The following is a 20,208-nucleotide window of genomic DNA, read 5'->3' as shown; positions in this document are numbered from 1 at the left end:
ACCACTGGTGTAAATTTTCTCTTTTTGACTAGTCCTATTTATATGCTAACATCAGATATTAAAAGAAAAACATCCAGGACATTACCTAGCCTTACGAGCAAGAGATGAACTGAATGAAGAATTGATTCGTATGGATAAAGAGTTAAATCTGCGATATGAAACCCTCGTTGAACAATACAAAAAGTCAAGAAATATAACAGAAGAATTGAAAGAACAAGACCAAATGAGATGGGTTCAAGGGATGAATAATATAAGAGTCATGGTCGAAGAAATGTTGATCAATGAAATCATGACTATTTGATCAAAAAATATTATTAGGACTTTTAATAATAAAAGGAGAAATAATTATGGCTTTATATGAAGAATTTAAAGAAAAATATCTAAAGGATGATCTTATTGATTTCTTTATCGAAAAAAGAAAGTTCATATTAGAAAATAATAAGAAAGACTATTTGAATTATCTAATTAAAGAAGGTCTGTTGGAAGAAGACATCACTAACGTAGCTAAGATGTCATTAGATTTATTTATTGCACAGGCGCAAATGATATTGATCCATGATAAGGAAATTGTTGAAACTTATTCAAAACTAAATAAGAAACAAAAATCTATGTTGTTTAGTGAGATCAATAAAAAACTTCGTTGCATGGTGTTAAATGAAATAACATATGGAGCGGAACTTGAACAGTATCAACGTTGATGAATAAATGTTAATAAGCCTCTAGTCCAGAGGCTTGTTCAATTTAACAAATAAAAAATCCAATTATATGAAAAAACTATTCAATTATATGATGATAATTGATATAATTTTATTGTTGAAAGGAAAATCAATATGCAAGTCAGTTATAATAATTTATTCAAAAAATTAATTGATAAAGGTTTGAAAAAGACGGAATTTGCAAAAGAAGCTGGAATTTCTCCTGGGACTTTAGCAAAGTTGTCAAAAAACGAGACTATTTCGATGGAAAATTTATTAAAGATTTATAAGTTTTTAGGTTGTAATAGTTTTGATGAAATCATAGAAGTTATTGATTGATTTTCTTTTATTGAGCTGAGGCTCATTTCGGTATGGAATCATGATCTATCGTTTGATAGTGTTCAAGGCAAAGCTTAGATTCCGAAAAAATAAGTGAGAAGTGTAAACTAGGAGGACTTTATGAACAAAACAATATGTGAATTATTTGCCGGTGTAGGAGGATTTAGATTAGGTTTTGAAAGAGCCGATTCTGGATGGAAAACTACATGGTTTTCACAATGGGAACCAGGGGCGAGAACACAATGGGCAAATCAGTGCTATGTGCAACATTTTGGAGATTCACCAGATATAAATGGGGAATTTCATACTTGTGAAGATATTTCTACTGTAGATAAAAATGCTATTCCAGATCATACCCTTTTGGTTGGTGGATTTCCTTGCCAAGATTATTCAGTAGCTCAATCGTTATCTAGTTCAAAAGGTATCGAAGGAAAAAAAGGAGTTCTATGGTGGCAAATTAGAGATACCATCGAAGCAAAGAGACCTGCATTTTGCATTTTTGAAAATGTTGATAGATTATTAAAATCTCCAGCAAAACAACGTGGGAGAGATTTTGGTATCATCTTAAGTTGTTTGAATACCTTAGGATATTCTGCTGAGTGGAGAGTGATAAATGCTGCTGAATATGGTGCGGCACAACGCAGAAGAAGAGTATTTATTTTTGCATATAGAAATGATACGGTTTATGCTGATTCAGTAAAAGAAATGGACGAATTATCATTGATCAATTCAGATGGATTCATGGCAAAATCATTTCCGATTGAACAAGTGGAGAATTGTTTTGAAGGAACTTTGATGAATGATCTATTAGAAATGACAGATAAATTTTCATTTGATTTTAAATCAGCTGGATTAATGAGAAACGGAAAAATATATACAAATAATGTCGTTCCGGTAATGGAGACACCTATACTATTGGGAGATATCTTACAGTCTAATGTTGACGAAAGTTTTTATATAACAAACGAAAAAATGAGCAAATGGACTTATTTGAAAGGTGCGAAAAAAATAAATCGTGTATCTAAGACAGGGCATGAGTATGTCTTTTCAGAGGGTCCTATTGCTTTTCCGGATTCATGGGATAAACCAGGTAGAACCATGCTTACTAGCGAATCTACTTTGAATAGAAGCACACATGTCGTTTCAGATCCTGGAACAGGAAGATTGAGAACATTGACTCCAATCGAAGCAGAACGTTTGCAAGGTTTCGATGACGATTGGACTAATAGTGGAATGCCTAATAGGATGAGATTCTTTTGCATGGGGAATGCATTGGTAGTACCAATGATCACAAGAATGGCAAAAGCTTTGGATAAAATAATCGATAAAGAACAATGATCTTATGTCTTAGGCATAAGATTTTTGTGCATATAGGGAAAGTGGGTGATAGACATGAAGTTATTTGATTATGATGATACAGATATCAATAGTATTTATTCATATGCAAAAAAATTGGAAGGGATGACCTTTCATGAGGTATTGGATGAATATGAAAGAAGTCCGATAAAAAGATATGGAGGGAAATTATATGATGCATATGCCAATTTTGAAAATATGGTAGTAAGAGAAAAAACAGTAGAATATGGTTTTGGGGCATCTTTGAATGATAAAGCGAAAGGTCAATTGGGTAATTTTATAGAAAAATACTATTTTGGTTATGATCCAAATGGTAATCAAGAAGCGGATTTTAATAAGATAGGATTAGAATTAAAACAAACACCTATTGATAAGACGAAAAAAGGTGAATATAGAGCAGGGGAAAGACTGTCCATAACAAATATTTCTTACAATGAACCTGTAGAAGAAGATTTCTATAAAAGTCATGTATGGGAAAAAATTAAATGTATCCTTTTGATTCATTATTTGAGGGACAAGTCCATAGAACGTTTGGATTATGTCATTAAATTTGTAAATTTATTTAGTCCGCCTAAGGATGATCTTAAGATAATCATCGATGATTATAATCAAATCAATGAAAAAATCAAACAAGGAAAAGCTCATGAATTAAGTGAAGGAGATACGATGTATCTGGGAGCTTGTACGAAAGGCGCAACTGCCAAAAAAAGCATGAGGCCGCAATATTATGGTGATCATACTTTAGCTAAGAAAAGAAATTATTGTTTCAAAGTATCTTACATGAATTATGTTTTGAAAAATTATATCCTTCAAAACAATGTGCCGTGTGAATCTATCATAAAAGGAGATATTAAAACAAATTTCCAAGAACATGTCGTATCTTTGATAAATAAGCACATTGGCATGACAGATAAAGAATTATGTGAAATGTATGATCGCCCGTATAACAATAACAAAGCGCAATGGAATGATCTTGCATTCCGAATGTTGGGAATCAAAGGTAATCATGCCGCAGAATTCCAAAAAGCAAATATCGTAGTTAAGACCATACGAATAGAAGAAAATGGAAAAAATAAAGAAAATATGTCTTTTGCACCATTCAAATTCAAAGAACTTGTACAAGAAGAATGGGAAGATTCTACAGTATTTAATTATTTTGATACAACGCAATTCTTATTTGTAGTTTTCAAAAGAGTTGATGATGTTTATGTATTAAAGAAAGCAAAATTATGGCATATGCCTTACTATGATTTGAATGACATTGTGAAAAGTGAATGGCAAAATTATAAAAATATAATCAAAAGTGGTGTGATTTTTGAAAAGGTTAAAAATGTAAATGGCGAATTAGAAGTTCAAAACAATTTGCCCGGAATGAAAGAAACTGAAATCATACATATACGCCCACATGCCCAAAAATCCGCTTATAAGCTAAATGATGGATTCATAAAAGGCAATATTGAAAGAGATGCTGATGAATTACCAAATGGAGAATGGATGACAAAACAAAGTTTTTGGTTGAATAAGCGATATGTATTAAAACAATTAAAGTAAGGTGATGTATGTGAAACATCAAAAATTAAAAACTACTCCGGAAATTTCAAAACGTATGAAAGCGTTGAGTCATAAAAAAAGCAAAGTGGAATCAATTTTAGCAAAAGCACTTTGGCATAAAGGATATCGTTATCGACTGAATTATAAAAAACTGCCAGGAACTCCGGATATAGTGTTAACAAAATACAAGATAGCTATATTTGTTGATGGCGAATTTTGGCACGGGAAAGATTTCGAAAAAACAAAGGATAAACTTAAGAACAATAAAGATTTTTGGATTGAAAAAATCGAGGAAAATATCCAAAGAGATATAAAAAATGATAATTTGCTACGTCAGATGGATTGGATTCCTATTCATTTTTGGAGTAAAGATGTCGAGAAGTATTTAAAGTATTGCGTTGATGAGATTGAGCAGTGGATTAAAGAAAATTCTAGTTGACTATAAATTAGGTAATCCTTTTGTCAATTTTAATTTAAAGGAGGGAGATTATGAATCGATTTGAATTACATACTAAAGTAGAAAAAGAAAAAATTAAGACAAAGTTTGGCGTGGTTTCAATAAGAAATATCAAATTCGATTCAACAGATATACAAAAAATTTTGCCTGATATCATTTTCGAAGATAATAATTTAAAATTCATGTTTCAAAAAGATGCTTTTTTGGGAAGAGATAAAGTATTGGTTTTGAAAAGATTTTTACCTAATAAAGATGTTGAAGATATTACAAAATTTATAATTGAGTCCATTAATTCAAACAAAACATTCTACTCTTTTTTAGCGGAAGGAATGTTAGGGTTGGTTTTTCGCGATATATATGGATATGATTTATCCGTAGGAATAATAGACATCACCGAGACTTTAACAGATACTCATACTGGATCTGACGCCTGTATGTTTGATAAAAAAGAAAATGTATTAGTTTTGGGTGAAGCTAAATTTTATGAAAGTTTAAATAATGGCATGAAATCTGTGATTTCAGATTTTTTAACAAAAAATATATTTAATAAACTAGATAGTTTCAAAAGAAAGATTGAACAAAATGACGATTCATGGAAGATTGTAGTTAAAAATCTGAAAGTAGATACATATGATTTTGTGTCATTATCTGATTTTATGCAACAAAAGATTTTTTTTGCTGGATTTGTTTTACACAGCAATGAGGTTGAAATGGAAGATTATTTAAAATCCAATTTTTATGATGATTTTAGTGTAAATGTCGATGATTTGAAAAATAATATTAAAAAGTGTATTGAGTCTGATAATCTTGCTTCTGAATATGAGATATTCTTGTTCCATTTACCAATTCGAGATAAAAAAACTTTGATAAAAGAAATTATGAAACGAGCAAGTTTAATAATAGATCAATTAAGGGGAGATGGTTAATTGTGACATTATTCAATGATAAAAGAAAACAATTGTTAATGTTGATTGATGAAGGCAAGGTTGTAAGTGATTTAGATTTAGGAATGTATGATTTGACACCGTATTATTCAGAATCGGATGATCAAACGCTGGTGGAAAAAATATTATATGTAAAGAACGATTTAAGACAAGTTCGACATATTAAAAATAAGAAAGTTTGTTTTGCACCACAACAAATTGAAGCATTAAATTATTTGAAGAAAAATGAAAGATGTATTTTATCTGCACCTACTTCATTTGGAAAAACATTGATAGTTAAAGAATACATATATGTTGAAAGACCTACTAGTGTTGTTTATATAGTCCCGACAAATGCATTAGCATATGAGCTAGAGAATAGTTTTAAAGAAAATCCTAGTTTTTCAACTTATAGTATATTTGATCGAAAAAAAATAGAAATAACTTATTTAATAAATGATGAACCTCTACTTTTTATTGGAACCCAAGAAAAGTATTTGGAAATTAAAGAGGATCTTCCTAAAGAAATTGATCTTTTTGTGATAGATGAAGCATATAAATTAGAAGATTCTACCAGAGAACAAAGAGGTTATAAATTATCTGAATCATTTTTAGATTCAATATCATTAAGATGCAAAAAAATATTCTTGCTTTCACCAAATGCAATCTTTAAGGGTTTTGAAAAATATGGGTTTCAAGAATTTGATTCTTTATACAACCCAGTTGATAAAGTTTTTCGAATAGTTGATGAAGAAAAATTTTATCCTACATTATACGAAAAAGCGCAAAAAGAAAAATCGATTTTATTTTGTGATACACCTACATTAATAAATGATACTGTGGATATAATTTGTTCATATTTTAATGAAAATAAATATAACGAGTTTATTAATTTTTTGGAAACAGAATATCATCCTGATTGGTCTGTAGTGAAATTATTAAAAAAAGGAATCTTGGTTCATCATGGTCAGATGCCAAAATATATTCAAAATAAAATGATTAATTTATTTAACAAAAATGATAATTTTTCTCTGCTTATTGGGACTAATTCGATTTCTGAAGGTATCAACACTCCAACTAAAAATATGTTTATTCATCCTAAAAGTAATAGAATTACGTCAAATAAATTCTTGTTAAAAAATACAATTGGTAGAGCTGGAAGACTTGGAGAATATCCGATAGGGTATATTTATTCTACCAGTAATATCGACGATGTAGTAAGGGAAAACATTGTAATTCAATTATCGATTTCTAAAGACGAAGATTTTGAGGAAATCGAAAATAGTATAAATGAGGAAAAAATCGATGCATTATGTTCTGATTTTGGAATTGAAAAGGAATTTTATTATCAAATAAGAAAAAATACACATTATTCGATTGGAATAATATCCAAAATATTAAATGTTTTAAAAACTGATTTATATTATCCGAGCATTTCAAATTTACCATTTATGGCGCAGAAAGTATTTAAGGAATATAGTTATTCTGTAGCTAAGATTGATGAAATTTGTATAAGAGGAGTATTACAATTTTTTTATAAAAATGAACTTAATCAAAAGATATTATTAAATTCGTATAAAGATAAAATTAATTTTTATCGTAAATATAATAATAATGATGATGAAATATCTAATTCTACGATAATTGATTATTATATGAGGTTTCTATATTCTTCGTTAGAACACTATATTTATCCAATTGCTAAAATCGGTATAGATTTGAATGATGCATATTCTGAATGGCCATTTGGGGAATTTGTGTTAGAAACTCTTAAAACATTCATTGAACGATATAATAAAAGAATTTTAGGATTGAGTAATATTAATCAATATTCAGAAGAACAAAAAGTTATTTTACAGTCATTAAAAGATTTTGGAGTATCGATTAATGATAACACAATAAACTTAGAAATGATAATAGAAATTGAAAATCAATTAAACATACGTTATTCTACATATGATATTGTAAAAGCAATTAAATTTCTAGCAGAAAATTCAGTGAAGAATAGATTGAAATTTATATATTTAAAAAATAGATATATAGATTAATTGTGAATAACTGATTTTATGTTTTGGTGCATAATATCTTAATAATCATAACAATTACAAATTGATAGAAATGGTAATATTAAGTCTTTTTCTTAAAAATGTAAAAACTTGTATAGAGAATATAAAAAATTTAAAGAAAAATATAGCATTCAGAGCGTATATTGATTGTGTGGCTTATTCTTGGTATGTTAGCCATAATCGTATTACTTTGCAACATATTTTTGATGAGTAGATAATATCAGAATGTCAGAAATTGAATTTAGCAGAAAAATCGTTGATAAAAATAGAGGAGAAATGTTATGGTAACAAATACGCAATATAAATGCCCAGTTTGCGGTTCAATAATTAATGTTAGAATACCGATTGGGTATATTAAAAGTACATATATTTATATTAGTTGTCCAAAATGTCTAACTGAGGCAAAAATGCATTTTGAAGTAGATAATGAAAACATTGAATGGAGATTTGAACTTTTAGAAAATGCAATAAAAATTGAAAATAGGAAATACCGAGATTATGATTATTCAATTGAAGCTTCGCCAGATTTTCCTTCAATAATTGACACGTTTAGTAATCCTGAAACACATTCTACCCCATTTATTCGAATAGCATCAAATTTAATTTCATTTGAAAAAAATATTAACGAAATTATTTCTTCTTTAAATAGATATCAAGAGAAAAAAGAACAAATTTCTATTTATACAAGACTATTTTCTTATTATAAAAATAACAAGATAGATTTTTTGAATCAAGAAATGTCTAAAATTTTCGGAAAAGGTGATGAGGACGCAGAAGAAAGGTTTTTAACTATTTTAGGTGATTATTTTTCGGGATTTACTAATTATAAAGCCCACACAATAGTTGGTAGCAATATTTATAGAACACTTAATTCTATAAAAAATAATAATTCAGAATTCTCTTCTGTTGTTCAGATGATTTCAAAGGATAATCAAATTGAAATCCAGCTGAAAAAAGTTATTAAGGTATTATTAAATTTTATTCAAGAAATTGATATGTTTTATCCGTTAGTATGTACTCGATATTTCAAAGATGGACAAATTAACGATGAATTTTTCGAAAAAAACTATATAGTTACGGCAAGCATAAGCAAATTGAAAATTTTATATAAAGAATTATATGAAGTTATTATGAAATCAACGAATATTATGTTTGCATTACACGGATTAAAAAAATTTCCCGTTGATCAAATAAAAATAGAAAATGTTAATATTGAAAAAATTTTAAATGGGAAATTTTGTAGTAATGGAAAGAAAATAAAAGAGTTTACTAGATATGGTATTGATAAAATATTACCTAATAGTAATATGCTTGATAATAACTTAAGAAATGGTTTTGAACATGAAGATTATGAATATAATAATTGTGAAAAAATGGTTGAAATTGAAGATTGTTTAATTTATCCGCAAAGTAAAATTGCATATTTTGATTTAAAATTATATGACACACTATTGTTTATTTTTGAATATTTGATTCTTGTAAAGTATTATTTTAATAATGACTAGATTAATGTTATTACTAAGCATGACTGATGACTAATTAAAATGAGGGTAGAAGATCGATTGTAATTAAGAGGTATAGAATAATAATGGTGTAAGTTAAGTATTTTTTATAATTAATGTGAAAACTAAGGAGGAATATCAATGTATTTAAAAAGTTTAAAAATATTAAACTATAGAAAATACAATAATGAGAATAATTTGATTCATTTTGCAAAGAATGATTATGTAATTAAAAATCAGTATGAACAAAAATCTAATTATCCTGGTGACATCACACATTGTAAGAGTAAAGAAGATAAAATTACAACTGATGAAAAAATTAATATTGCAAAAAATACAACTCTTATTGTAGGAAAAAATAATGGTGGTAAAACAACGATAGTGGAAGCTTTAGATTTTATGGTTAATGGAACGATTAATGATTTTTCATCTAAAGATATAAATTATTCATTTCTTAATAACATAAGAGAGAAATATGATAGAGGTATATTTGATGAAACACCATATGTATGTTTCGAATTAATGGTTGATATAAGTGATCAAAACAGTTATATAAATAATATTGCAAGCTTTCTTACAAGAGAATCAATAATTAAAGGTGAAATAACTATAAAGGTAAAATATTGTTTGAAAGAAGAAATGTTGTTCTTGGAGACTGTAAAGCAAAAAATTAAAGATGGTATTTTTAATTTATTGGAATTGATTGATTTGATTGATAGTTCAAGTTTTAAAGTTATGTATTTAAATAAAGAAGATAAAGAGGTAAAAGATTTCAAATTAAAGAATTTATTTGAGATAGTAAAAATTAGTGCGAATACAGTTAATGGAGAAAATAGCTTATCTAAATCATTTAATAAGATAATTTCTTATAGAGCTAAACAACAAAAACTACAAGAAACAGAACAAATAAAAGATAATATAAAAACATTTAATGTTGAAACTGATAAATTGTTAAAAAAAGATTATTCTGAGCCAGTAAATACGGTATTTGGAGCGATTATTTCTAATAAAAAAATGGGAATGAATCTACATTCGAATTTTAGTTTTGACAGTTTACTGAATAATAATATTCAATATGTATATTCAGAAAATCAAAATGAAATACCTGAAAGCCAATTTGGATTAGGATATACAAACCTGTTCATGATTATTTCAAATTTAATAGAATATATTGAGAAAAATCCTGTTAAATCATTTTCTAGTAAAATTAATTTGATTGCAATAGAAGAACCTGAAACCTATATGCATCCTCAAATGCAAGAATTATTTATTAGAAATATTAACGAGGCAATTAATCTACTATTGTCACAAAGTCAAAAAAATATCATTCCTCAGATGATAATAACTACTCATTCGACACATATTTTAAATAGTAAAATACAAGAAGCAGGAAGCTTTGATTTCATTAATTATACGCATGATAAAAATAATTGCGCTTATGTAACTACAATAAGAGATAGCGATATAAGTAAAGATATAGATAAAGATGAATTTATATTTATAAAAAAACATATGAAATTTCAAACAGCTGATATGTTTTTTGCAGATGCAGTAATAATAGTAGAAGGAGATGCTGAATATAAAATTTTACCTTATTATATTCAAAATGATACAATCTTGAAAAAGAACTATGTTACTGTTTTACATTGTGGTGGTGCTCATGCAAAGGTATATGATAGTTTACTGAAACAGCTCAAGGTACCTGTTTTGATTATTACAGATTTAGATATAAAAAGAAGTGATGAAGAAAAAGAAAAGTTTGTTCAAATAACAGATATAGAAGATAGAGAAACAACTAATGAAACTTTAAAATACTATTTTGAGAAGGCTGATATAAATAAAACTAGTTTAAATGGATATGAAAAATTATCAAATATCAATTCATTCATAAAATCAGAAAATATTTATGTAGCATACCAATCAAAGGTAAACAACTATTATCCTACTAGCTTTGAAGAGGCCTTTATTTTGACTAATTTCGATAATAATATATTAAATAAAACACTTAAAGAAACTAAAAGAAACACATATATTGCTATTGTTAAGAAAAATAAGTATGAAAATAATAAAGATAATTCTTTTAAATGGCAGATGAAATTAAGCGAAGATAAAGGAAAATTTTCAAATAATTTACTATTTAATTTAATTACGAATGAACAAGATAGTATTCCAAAATTACCAGAGTACATAGCGAATGGTTTAAAATTTCTTAGTGAGCAATTAGATAGTGGTGAGTAATTATGTTTGAAAAAATTAATTTAGAGGCTTTGAAAGAAGAAGAAGATATTTTAAAAGAATTATTTAATTGTATAAACGAGCATAAATGTTTTATTCATGATGCTGGTGCAGGTGCTGGAAAAACTTACAATCTTGTTGAATCTATAAAGCATATTATATATAATGAACAAAAATTAATGGAGTATAATAACCAAAAAATATTATGTATTACTTATACAAATGTTGCAGCTAGTGAAATAAAAAATCGTTTAGGAAATACTAGTACTGTTTTAGTGTCAACAATACATGAATGTCTTTGGTCGATTATAGAAAAATTTAATGAGGAATTAGTGCCTTATCACAAATTAAAATTGCAAAATGAGATTGAAAAATGCGACAATATCATTTCTGATTCTAAATATAGAGAAATATCACAAATAGACAATGAAACAATTATTGCAAACGAAGAAATTTTTTGGGAATATTATAAATCTAATTCTACTGAATTTAATGAGGTATTTGAAAAAATATATGGTATACCATTATCGCGGAAAACTACTAAATGTAAAGAGTATGTTAGTAATATTTTGAAAAAAAATAAATATAGTAAAGTCCTTGATTCAATAGGGAATAAAGAATTAGGATTTACTAAAGTTTTTTATGATGCGCGAAGAAATGTAGATAATTTAGCAACGATGAGAATTAGTCATGATACCTTGTTAGAATATTCTTCTAAATTTATAGAAGATTCTGAATTTATTAAGAGAATATTTGTTGATTCTTTTCCGTACATTTTTGTTGATGAATATCAAGATACGAATGCATTAGTTGTTAAATTATTAAATGAATTAAAAAATTATGCATTAAGTGTAAATAAAGAAATAGTGATTGGTTTTTTTGGAGATAGTGCACAAAATATTTATGATGATGGAGTCGGAAAGATTGATAAAAACCAATTCTTTAAGAATTCCAAAGTCATCGCAAAAAATATAAATAGACGTTCAGCATCTGAAATAATAAAAATAGCAAACAAAGTGAGAAACGATGAGATAATTCAAAAATCAATTTATCAAGATTCAGAAGGAGGAGAAGTTCGGTTTTATAATGGAAATTTGGATGAGGTTGATGAATTTTTAACAGTTTGTAAAGAAGAATTAAAAATTAGCAAAAATAATCCTCTTCATTGTTTCATGTTGTTAAATAACGAAATTTCTAATTATAGTGGTTTTGGTAATATGTATAATTTGATATGCCAAACACCTTATTACAAAGTTCGGTATGATCAAAGAGCCACAGAATTGCTAAGCAAGGATATAACTAAGTTAGGTCAGTTCCCTTTATTTCTATATAAATTAATAAAATTAATTGTTTTGAGTAATAATGAACAAGAATTTATAACATCCTATATACCTAGGCAAATATATGAAGAGATAACGTTTGAAGAATTAACGTTATTCTTTAATTCTAGTAATTTTGATGAATTTTATAATTTTAAACAAATTATTGATAGTCTAAAAATTTTAAGTGCTAAATACAGTGTTTGGAGAAGGTTATTACAAGAAATATTGGATGTTAATGAGATTTATGATAGCATTTTTGAAGATTTAATAGAAGAAAAACTTAGAGTTGATAAAGATAATATTGATAACTTTATGACGAGTCTAAATTTTGATGAATTAAGAAAATGGTATACATTTATCGAAGATAAACAAAACGAAGATGTTATTTATCATACTTTTCACAGCACAAAGGGATTAGAATTCGATAATGTTGTGATAGTTATGGGGGATTCCTTTGGTAGAATCAAGAAAAATTTCATTAAAGATTTTTTTATCAGGTATGATGATTTTGATTATGATGATGAGAATCTAATTCAAGCACGAAATTTAATATATGTTGCAATAACTCGTGCAATACAGAATTTAAGGATTTTTTATATTGATGATATTCGGGATATTGATAAAAATATAACGGAAATTTTTGGGTCGGTTGAACCTATTTCTAAATCATCAAAGTATTTTAAAAAAGTTTGATAGTTTTAAATATTATACGTGTTTAATAAAATTATATTTTTAGTATAATTTACAAATATGAGAAAGTAATTGTAATTTACTTAATTTCATATCATGATATTGAATATCGAATAGTGTACTCAATTTGAGTGCATTTTGGGTACAAAATAAAATTCAAAAGATTAAAAGCTAATATAATCTATAAATATTAGATAAAATAAATGATGAAATACAATATGATATAAGTGAAAATGCTATGTAGGAGTCGAGTTCGAATAAAGAATAAACGCTATAAGTTCTTTATATAAAGCATATTCTAGCTTTTTTAATGCCTTGAGGTACGTAAAAGGTACTCATTTTATTATTTCTCTTGTTCAAAAATATGCCAGCTGATCCATGATAAAATAGAATTACCTTAAGAAGGAGTATAGCCTATGATGATGTATTTTGAATTTAATGAAGATGGATTGAAACAGAATGATTTGTTATATTTGTGACTTTAGAAAAGTGTTATGATAAATTTATAAAAAATATACACAAAGGAGGTGCACTATGGTTTTAATGGTAAATGGGTTGTTTAAATCAATAAGCAAAGTAAATATTTTAAAAGATATCTCTTTCAGTATTAATGAAAATGAAATATTAGGATTGATTGGGCCTAACGGTTCAGGTAAATCTACCATAATGAAGTGTATTGCTGGTTTATATCATCCAACTTCAGGTAAAATAACAATTAATGGATATGACATAGATAAAGACCGGGTAAATGCTTTATCTAACATGGGTGTTAGTATCGAATATCCAGCTCTTTATCCCAATCTTACAGGTAAGGATCATTTTAAAATGGTCGCAAAATGGAAAAAACTGGATAAAAGCAGAATTAAAGAAATGGAAGATTTTAGTGGTTTAAATGATGAATTAAAAAAAGAAGTTAGGCATTATTCAATGGGTATGAAACAACGCTTGATTTTATCGTTGGCAATGATGACCAAACCCAAACTGCTTATATTGGATGAGCCGACAAATGGATTGGATCCGCAGGCTATTATTGATTTAAGAAAGAAACTTCTGGATATACGTAATGATGGTACAAGTATTCTTTTATCGAGCCATCAATTGAGTGAAGTAGATAAGTTAGTAGATCGAATTATTTTTATAAAGGATGGTCAGCTTATTGCACATAAGACAATAGACGAACTTCATCAAAAACATATTTTGTGTATCAAAACTTCAGATAATCAATATGCACAAAAGATTTTAAAAAACTATATTGTAACGAACGATAATGAATATATAAGATTAGAATGTGGTTCAGATAATGATTTTTCTAACGTAATCAACTTATTGGTTAAAAATAATATTTCTATTTATTCAATTGAAGATAAAGGAGAAGGTCTAGAGAAATATTATCAAAACTTGTACCAAGGATAAGCATATGAAAACGTTGATTTATAATGAAATCCGTATTTTCTTTTCAAAAAGAAATATAGGCATTTTTATCATAGGATGTCTTTCTATGATTGTGATTTTTTGTTTTTACTTTGTGCCAAAGCACAATAATTATATTGCGAGTCAAGTTCATTATTACGAGCAAATGGTGACTTCAGATGCAACTAGATCTAAAATAATAACAGAGCAGATTAATAGGATGAAAGAAATTGGTGAAGACACAGAGAAACTAGAAAAATCTAGAGATTTTTGGCAGGCAGATTTAGAAAATTGCAGACTGGTGTCTTATAATCTTGAACATGAAGACGCACATTGTATTGCTGAAACAATGATAAAAAGAGATAAGCTCCTTCAAAAAGTGATTGATGAAGGTGGAGATCTTTCATCATATTCAATCATGCTGCGTAATGATGAAAGAGATCTAAAAAATCGAATCAAACTTCAAGATATGTACATGAAAAACCAATTCTACGATTTTGTATACGAAAAAATGCCAACAGCATATTATATGTTATCTAATTTTTTTGTTTTTGGTGGTATCCCAATTATTGTAATACTTGCATGTGTCATATTATCTAATTTTGACTGCTGGTCTAAAGATTTTGAATCAAATACTTATAAATTACTGTTCACAATGACGGGTTCAAGAACGAAAATTTATTTATCAAGAACAATTGTAACATCAATAGCTACAATGATTATGAGTTTGATGATGATCAGTATTTTATTTGTATTAGGATATTACGCTTATGGCTTAGGAGATGAAGTATTTGTTACAGTTAAAAACACATTCGTGCCTATTAGCATGTGGTGTATGAATAATTTAATGATAACAATCGTATTACTAGCTTTTCTATCAACTATGATTCAAGTGCTTTCACTTCTTACAAAAAACAGTGGCATAAGTCTATTAGTTCCTTGTCTATGTCTGCTCGTTTTATTAACAGACATTAATTTATTTGGCTCTATCTTCTCAATAAATTCTTTGATTCTTTGGATTATTATTTTATTAATCGTAATCATTCATTTTTGTATGGTTAAATATTTAGAAAGAATCGATCTAAATGGGGCAAATTAGGAGAAAAAGATATGGAATATGAGATGAAAAGTATTTTAAGGAGCAAAGCTAGCTTAGTATGCTTATTGATCTTTTTGATTGTAAATATGTTTTCAATGAACTTTTTAAACCTGGAGAATGATGTGGAAAGGAATATCATTTATAATGAGCAATTGATTGTAGAGAGTCAAAACTCAATTTCTCAAATCGATGTTATAAAAAAACAATTGGGTGAAACAATAAAACCTGAACAGGTTGAAGTGTTAAATAATTATAAAGAATATTTAAATTGGAAGAGTAAAAATGCAAATGAAGCAATTGATTGTTTAAAAAAAGAGGGCGTTAAAGGATTTGAAAATTATCCTGATATAAAGAAGTATGACTTGTGGAATCAAATGTTTGAAATGGATTGTTTCGCAAAAACGGATAAGCAGTTAAGTCAAGTTGTGTTTAAAGATGAACTTGCTAAAATAGGATATCCTGATATATCTTTTGATGCATCATTATTAAATGATATGCAAAAGTTCTTTAATCGAGATTATGAAGATGCATATCATCATACCTATATGAATCTTCAGAATTCATTTCATGAAATAGCAACAGCAAACAATAAAAATATATTGAATATTGCGCAAGGTCCATGGGCGTATTTGTGCCGCCAATTACGTCTAGGGAGTCTATTTTCATTAATGGTTATTCCAATTGGTACTTTTTATACATTAATTGTTATTTGGCAGCAAAAGCAAAGTAAAAGTTTTGAGTTATCCTATTTGAATTCAAAAAGCTCAAACAGATTTTTACTATCAAGAATTATAGAAATAGGAATCAGTTATACCCTGATAGTATTTATCTCTTTATTTGTTCCTGCGCTGATTCTAGGATTTCGACATGGATTTGATGGGCTAAACTCATATATGTTGATTGACTGGAATAATTTTGTTGGCTTTAAAACAAATCTGACTTCTTACAATTATGGATATGCATATTCTATGTTTTATGAGCATCTTATTTCGATGGATAATTATATGCCTATTAATATGGAGAATACATATATTTTTATTCCTTTAATTCTATCTTTAGGGTTAGGGATGATGAAAATAATATTTACAGTAACTCTAGGATTGTTGTGCTCAATTTCTGTCAGAAAATCATGGGTTAGCTATGCATTAGGATTATTCATTGTGCTTATTCACATATATTCTCAACAAATAACATATCCAATCGAATTCTTTCCTATGTTAAATCCATTTAGCATTCTTGCCAGTCTAACTGTGATAGTAGGAAATGGAACACAGACATCACTAAATGCAGTATTAATGTTAGTAGTATGGTCTATTCTAATGTATGGTGTAACCGTGGTGATATTTAATAAAAGCGATGTAAAATAAATGATGAAAAAATGAATTATTATCCATTTCTTGTTGCAGTATAAAAACATATTTGCATTATAATCAAATAATGACACTAATGATTCATCGAATTATGTTAAACTGATGCACTCTTGTACTCAATATGTACTCGCAGTGACTCCAAAATGAGTACAAAATATAAGTAAAAGATTTGGAACATAAAATAATACAGGAAGTATTGTATAAATGGCCATATAATGTATGTGCTATATGGATTTGGAAGTATACAAAATTGAGCTTGAATGACAGGTTGGAAGTGACATCTCCGGGAGGCTTGTATAACGGATTGACTTATGAGGAAGTCATGAATGGTCATTCGAAAATTCGTAATAAAGGCATTGCCAATATATTTAGCCAAATGGGACTCGTTGAGGCATGGGGAAGTGGAATAAAAAGAATCCTGAACGCTGCTGAAGAGTATGGACTTCCGAAACCTAGATGTCAGGAGTTCGATAATATGTTCCGTGTAGAATTATTCCGTAATTTATTTCCGATGATGGAAGAAAATAGAAACATCGGAGAAACATCGGAGAAACATCGGAGAAGTATCGGGAATAGAACAACAAATAGAACTTAACGATACGCAGAAAAAGATTATTAAACTGCTTTTGGAAGATAATCAATTATCGGCTATTAAACTGGCTGATAGAATAGGTATTGCCAGTCGAAATATAGAAAGTAATATTAAGAAATTAAAAGAGCTTGGTATTCTTATACGACATGGATCGCCGAAAAATGGTTATTGGGAAGTTACTTTGACATATTAATCTCAAAATAATGGATGTGGAAGAGTACTTAAATAGTAGCTTTTAAAAGAGAATACATATGAAATAATTTAAACCATATTTAGATTTGCTTGTAGGTATCTAGCTGCTACCAAAATGATACCAATAAAAATAGTTAAGATATATAATACATGTTAATTGTATATAAATAGTGTAATTTGCATATATATAGTAAACAATAATGTTTACGTTATAACTTTCTTTTCCGAGTTCGAATAATTCAATAAACATCAAAAGTCCTTTATATAAGGACTTTTTTGTATGCTGCTTTTGGCCGTGAGTACAAAATGAACACATAAATTATTGAATATGAATAATTAAATAAATTGAAGTCAATTTACATTCTTACTAATATAAAGTATAATATTAGCAAGAATGTAAAAGGCGGTGAGAGTGTGAAAGGAGTAATAGATTCTAAAAAAATTGAGGTTTTGAATGTTAAAAAATTAAAGAATGTGAATGTATCGAGACAGTCTATTTATAATTTTATAAAAAGGAATTGTATGGAAAAAGTTGGACCAGGTATTTATATTTCAAAAGATGTGTTGGAAGATGAAGCTTATGTTTTGTCACAGCGTTGTCCAAAAGGAGTTATTTCTCACGATGATGCCTTATATTATTATGGTCTGGTTGATCGAGAACCTTTTGTGCATTGTATTACAATTTATAGTGGATATAATCCTTCTGCTTTAACAAACTCTGGTTATAAGGTTTATACAGTGAAAAAGGAACTTTTAGATTTAGGAAAGACTACAATCACAAATCAATTTGGTCATGAAATCCCAATGTATGATTTGGAAAGAACAATTTGTGATTTAGTGAGAAGTAGACGTAATTTCGAAATTCAGGATTTTAATATGGCGATTAAAACTTATTTACAAAGAAGTGATAAGGATCTTAATCGTTTAATGGTGTATGCAAAAGCATTTCGAATTGAAAAGATAATTAGACAATATATGGAGGTTTTATTGTAATGTATCTAACTCCAGCACAAATAAAAGGTAGAATTAAAAATGTTGCCAAACAAAATGGATCGGATCCTATAACTTTGTTACGTATTTATATGATGGAGCGTTTTCTTGAAAGAATAACGTATTCTAAATATAAAGACGATTTCATTGTTAAGGGTGGAATCTTGGTTACTTCTATGATTGGTATATCGATGCGATCGACTATGGATATTGATACAACAATACGTAATTTTGATTTAACCAAAGAAGAAACCACAAGGATTGTAAATGAAATTAAAGATATTTCTCTTGATGATCACATTGAATTTATCTTAAATGATGTATCTGATATCATGGACAATATGGAGTATCCAGGAATAAGAATTCATATGGATGCAAAATTAGAAAATTTAATAGTACCAATCAAAATAGATATATCAACAGGTGATGTGATTACACCTAGAGAAGTAAGATATGAATATCCGTTGTTGTTAGAAGACAAATCAATACAACTGTGGTCATATAATTTAGAGACAATACTTGCAGAAAAAATTCAAACAATTCTTTCTAGAGGATTGTTGAATACACGTATGCGTGATTTTTATGATGTAACGACTTTATTTGATCGTTATAACGATTCAATAAACTATAATGATTTATCATTGGCATTTGATAAAACATGTAGAAAAAGAGAGACACTTTCTGTATTAGAGCATTATGAAGAAATATTATGCTCAATAAGTGAAGATTCAACATTGCAGAATTTATGGAAGAATTATTGTCGCAAATATAAATATGCGAGTCATATTGAGTTTTCTACAAATTTAGAAATAATAAAACAATTGATGAGTCAAATGTTAGAAATTGAGTGAAACAATATTTTAATTGTATGTATTGTTAGAATGAAATGGTTTGTACTCAATATGTACTCACAGTGACTCCAAAATGAGTACATAATATACATAAATGATTTGGAATATAAAATAATACAAGAAATAATTGTATAAATAACCATATAATGTATATGTTGCATGGATTTAAAAGTACACAAAATTGAGTTCGAGTAGAGATAAAATAAAAACCACGCTTAAAAGGCGTGGTTTTCTCTGCGGCTATAAGCCTTTACTGCCAGCTCGCGTCTCAAGGCGCTGCTTTCACTTCGTTCAAGCTATCGCTTTTGACTCTCGCCAGCCCTCAAAGGGCTTTATTTTTTACTATTTCTTTCTCTTTGAGTATTCCGCTATCTGAAGTCCATGCAATACGCTACAGAAGTCCACATAATCCGTTAAAGAAGTCCATCTTTTTTTGAATCTTAATACGTAATACAAGTCCACTACAAAACACGGTCAAATTAAATCAACCGTGTTTTTTGGTTATTTCTTATCTTTTAATTTAGAGTATGTTTCTCTTAATGATTTTCCATGTAATGTAATCAAATAA

General features: G+C 27.9%; 17 protein-coding genes and 2 pseudogenes. All 19 read left to right on the top strand.

Features of this window, described 5'->3' with window-relative positions:
- Positions 1-55 precede the first annotated feature (55 nt).
- The 19 genes and pseudogenes from LJE08_RS09015 (at position 56) to LJE08_RS08930 (ending at position 19,640) form a co-directional block, all read left to right on the top strand.
- Positions 56-301: a TnpV protein gene (locus LJE08_RS09015; protein ID WP_227402989.1), complete on the top strand. Its 246-nt coding sequence runs from the start codon at positions 56-58 to the stop codon at positions 299-301.
- Positions 302-347: 46 nt separating this feature from the next.
- A complete protein-coding gene (locus LJE08_RS09010; RefSeq protein WP_227402987.1) occupies positions 348-698 on the top strand; it encodes a hypothetical protein in 351 nt (116 codons plus the stop codon).
- Positions 699-830: 132 nt separating this feature from the next.
- Positions 831-1,034 (top strand): helix-turn-helix transcriptional regulator, encoded by a 204-nt coding sequence (locus LJE08_RS09005; RefSeq protein WP_087303891.1) that lies wholly within the window; start codon positions 831-833, stop codon positions 1,032-1,034.
- 120 nt (positions 1,035-1,154) lie between these two features.
- A complete protein-coding gene (dcm, locus tag LJE08_RS09000; RefSeq protein WP_204714924.1) occupies positions 1,155-2,372 on the top strand; it encodes a DNA (cytosine-5-)-methyltransferase in 1,218 nt (405 codons plus the stop codon).
- A 54-nt stretch (positions 2,373-2,426) separates the two neighbouring features.
- Positions 2,427-3,941, top strand: coding sequence for a Sau3AI family type II restriction endonuclease (locus LJE08_RS08995; RefSeq protein ID WP_227402986.1), 1,515 nt, complete (start codon positions 2,427-2,429; stop codon positions 3,939-3,941).
- 10 nt (positions 3,942-3,951) lie between these two features.
- A complete protein-coding gene (locus tag LJE08_RS08990) occupies positions 3,952-4,380 on the top strand; it encodes a very short patch repair endonuclease (RefSeq protein WP_204714922.1) in 429 nt (142 codons plus the stop codon).
- Between the two features lie 50 nt (positions 4,381-4,430).
- On the top strand, positions 4,431-5,324 hold the full coding sequence (locus tag LJE08_RS08985; protein ID WP_227402985.1) for a hypothetical protein: 894 nt from the start codon (positions 4,431-4,433) through the stop codon (positions 5,322-5,324).
- 2 nt (positions 5,325-5,326) lie between these two features.
- Positions 5,327-7,369, top strand: a complete 2,043-nt coding sequence (locus tag LJE08_RS08980) for a DEAD/DEAH box helicase (RefSeq protein WP_227402984.1) — start codon at positions 5,327-5,329, stop codon at positions 7,367-7,369.
- A 299-nt stretch (positions 7,370-7,668) separates the two neighbouring features.
- On the top strand, positions 7,669-8,892 hold the full coding sequence (locus LJE08_RS08975) for a hypothetical protein (RefSeq protein ID WP_204714919.1): 1,224 nt from the start codon (positions 7,669-7,671) through the stop codon (positions 8,890-8,892).
- 138 nt (positions 8,893-9,030) lie between these two features.
- The gene (locus LJE08_RS08970; protein WP_227402983.1) at positions 9,031-11,127 is read left to right on the top strand and encodes an AAA family ATPase; all 2,097 of its coding nucleotides are present in this window, start codon (positions 9,031-9,033) and stop codon (positions 11,125-11,127) included.
- A 2-nt stretch (positions 11,128-11,129) separates the two neighbouring features.
- Positions 11,130-13,139 (top strand): UvrD-helicase domain-containing protein, encoded by a 2,010-nt coding sequence (locus LJE08_RS08965; RefSeq protein ID WP_227402982.1) that lies wholly within the window; start codon positions 11,130-11,132, stop codon positions 13,137-13,139.
- 531 nt (positions 13,140-13,670) lie between these two features.
- A pseudogene (locus LJE08_RS15320) lies at positions 13,671-14,084 on the top strand (ATP-binding cassette domain-containing protein); the annotation flags it as partial.
- A 3-nt stretch (positions 14,085-14,087) separates the two neighbouring features.
- Positions 14,088-14,190 (top strand): annotated as a pseudogene (locus LJE08_RS15315) (ABC transporter ATP-binding protein); the annotation flags it as partial.
- 444 nt (positions 14,191-14,634) lie between these two features.
- Positions 14,635-15,645 carry an ABC transporter permease gene (locus tag LJE08_RS08955; protein WP_227402980.1) on the top strand — a complete coding sequence of 337 codons (1,011 nt, stop codon included), beginning with the start codon at positions 14,635-14,637 and terminating at the stop codon, positions 15,643-15,645.
- An 11-nt stretch (positions 15,646-15,656) separates the two neighbouring features.
- Complete coding sequence (locus LJE08_RS08950; protein ID WP_227402979.1) at positions 15,657-17,012, top strand: ABC transporter permease subunit; 1,356 nt, start codon at positions 15,657-15,659, stop codon at positions 17,010-17,012.
- 172 nt (positions 17,013-17,184) lie between these two features.
- Entirely contained in the window at positions 17,185-17,610 is a 426-nt protein-coding gene (locus LJE08_RS08945; protein WP_238635999.1) for an ATP-binding protein, read from the top strand.
- Complete coding sequence (locus LJE08_RS08940; protein WP_368735829.1) at positions 17,540-17,800, top strand: winged helix-turn-helix transcriptional regulator; 261 nt, start codon at positions 17,540-17,542, stop codon at positions 17,798-17,800. The genes LJE08_RS08945 and LJE08_RS08940 overlap by 71 nt, the downstream gene beginning before the upstream one ends.
- Positions 17,801-18,213: 413 nt before the next feature.
- The gene (locus LJE08_RS08935) at positions 18,214-18,792 is read left to right on the top strand and encodes an abortive phage infection protein (RefSeq protein WP_227402978.1); all 579 of its coding nucleotides are present in this window, start codon (positions 18,214-18,216) and stop codon (positions 18,790-18,792) included.
- Complete coding sequence (locus LJE08_RS08930; protein ID WP_186999553.1) at positions 18,792-19,640, top strand: nucleotidyl transferase AbiEii/AbiGii toxin family protein; 849 nt, start codon at positions 18,792-18,794, stop codon at positions 19,638-19,640. Before LJE08_RS08935 ends, LJE08_RS08930 begins: the two co-directional genes overlap by 1 nt.
- The last annotated feature ends 568 nt before the right edge of the window (positions 19,641-20,208 follow it).

The sequence above is a fragment of the Holdemanella sp. DFI.5.55 genome, assembly GCF_020593575.1.
Classification (GTDB): domain Bacteria; phylum Bacillota_I; class Bacilli_A; order Erysipelotrichales; family Erysipelotrichaceae; genus Holdemanella; species Holdemanella hominis.
Note: the sequence above shows the minus strand (reverse complement) of the source record. Positions and strands in the feature narration are given on the sequence as shown.

What these genes read in the sequence shown, in the direction of transcription:
- LJE08_RS09010 (WP_227402987.1), top strand. Translation starts at nt 348, where the DNA reads ATGGCTTTATATGAAGAATTTAAAGAAAAATATCTAAAGGATGATCTT.
- LJE08_RS09005 (WP_087303891.1), top strand. Translation starts at nt 831, where the DNA reads ATGCAAGTCAGTTATAATAATTTATTCAAAAAATTAATTGATAAAGGT.
- dcm (WP_204714924.1), top strand. Translation starts at nt 1,155, where the DNA reads ATGAACAAAACAATATGTGAATTATTTGCCGGTGTAGGAGGATTTAGA.
- LJE08_RS08995 (WP_227402986.1), top strand. Translation starts at nt 2,427, where the DNA reads ATGAAGTTATTTGATTATGATGATACAGATATCAATAGTATTTATTCA.
- LJE08_RS08985 (WP_227402985.1), top strand. Translation starts at nt 4,431, where the DNA reads ATGAATCGATTTGAATTACATACTAAAGTAGAAAAAGAAAAAATTAAG.
- LJE08_RS08975 (WP_204714919.1), top strand. Translation starts at nt 7,669, where the DNA reads ATGGTAACAAATACGCAATATAAATGCCCAGTTTGCGGTTCAATAATT.
- LJE08_RS08970 (WP_227402983.1), top strand. Translation starts at nt 9,031, where the DNA reads ATGTATTTAAAAAGTTTAAAAATATTAAACTATAGAAAATACAATAAT.
- LJE08_RS08965 (WP_227402982.1), top strand. Translation starts at nt 11,130, where the DNA reads ATGTTTGAAAAAATTAATTTAGAGGCTTTGAAAGAAGAAGAAGATATT.
- LJE08_RS08955 (WP_227402980.1), top strand. Translation starts at nt 14,635, where the DNA reads ATGATTGTGATTTTTTGTTTTTACTTTGTGCCAAAGCACAATAATTAT.
- LJE08_RS08950 (WP_227402979.1), top strand. Translation starts at nt 15,657, where the DNA reads ATGGAATATGAGATGAAAAGTATTTTAAGGAGCAAAGCTAGCTTAGTA.
- LJE08_RS08930 (WP_186999553.1), top strand. Translation starts at nt 18,792, where the DNA reads ATGTATCTAACTCCAGCACAAATAAAAGGTAGAATTAAAAATGTTGCC.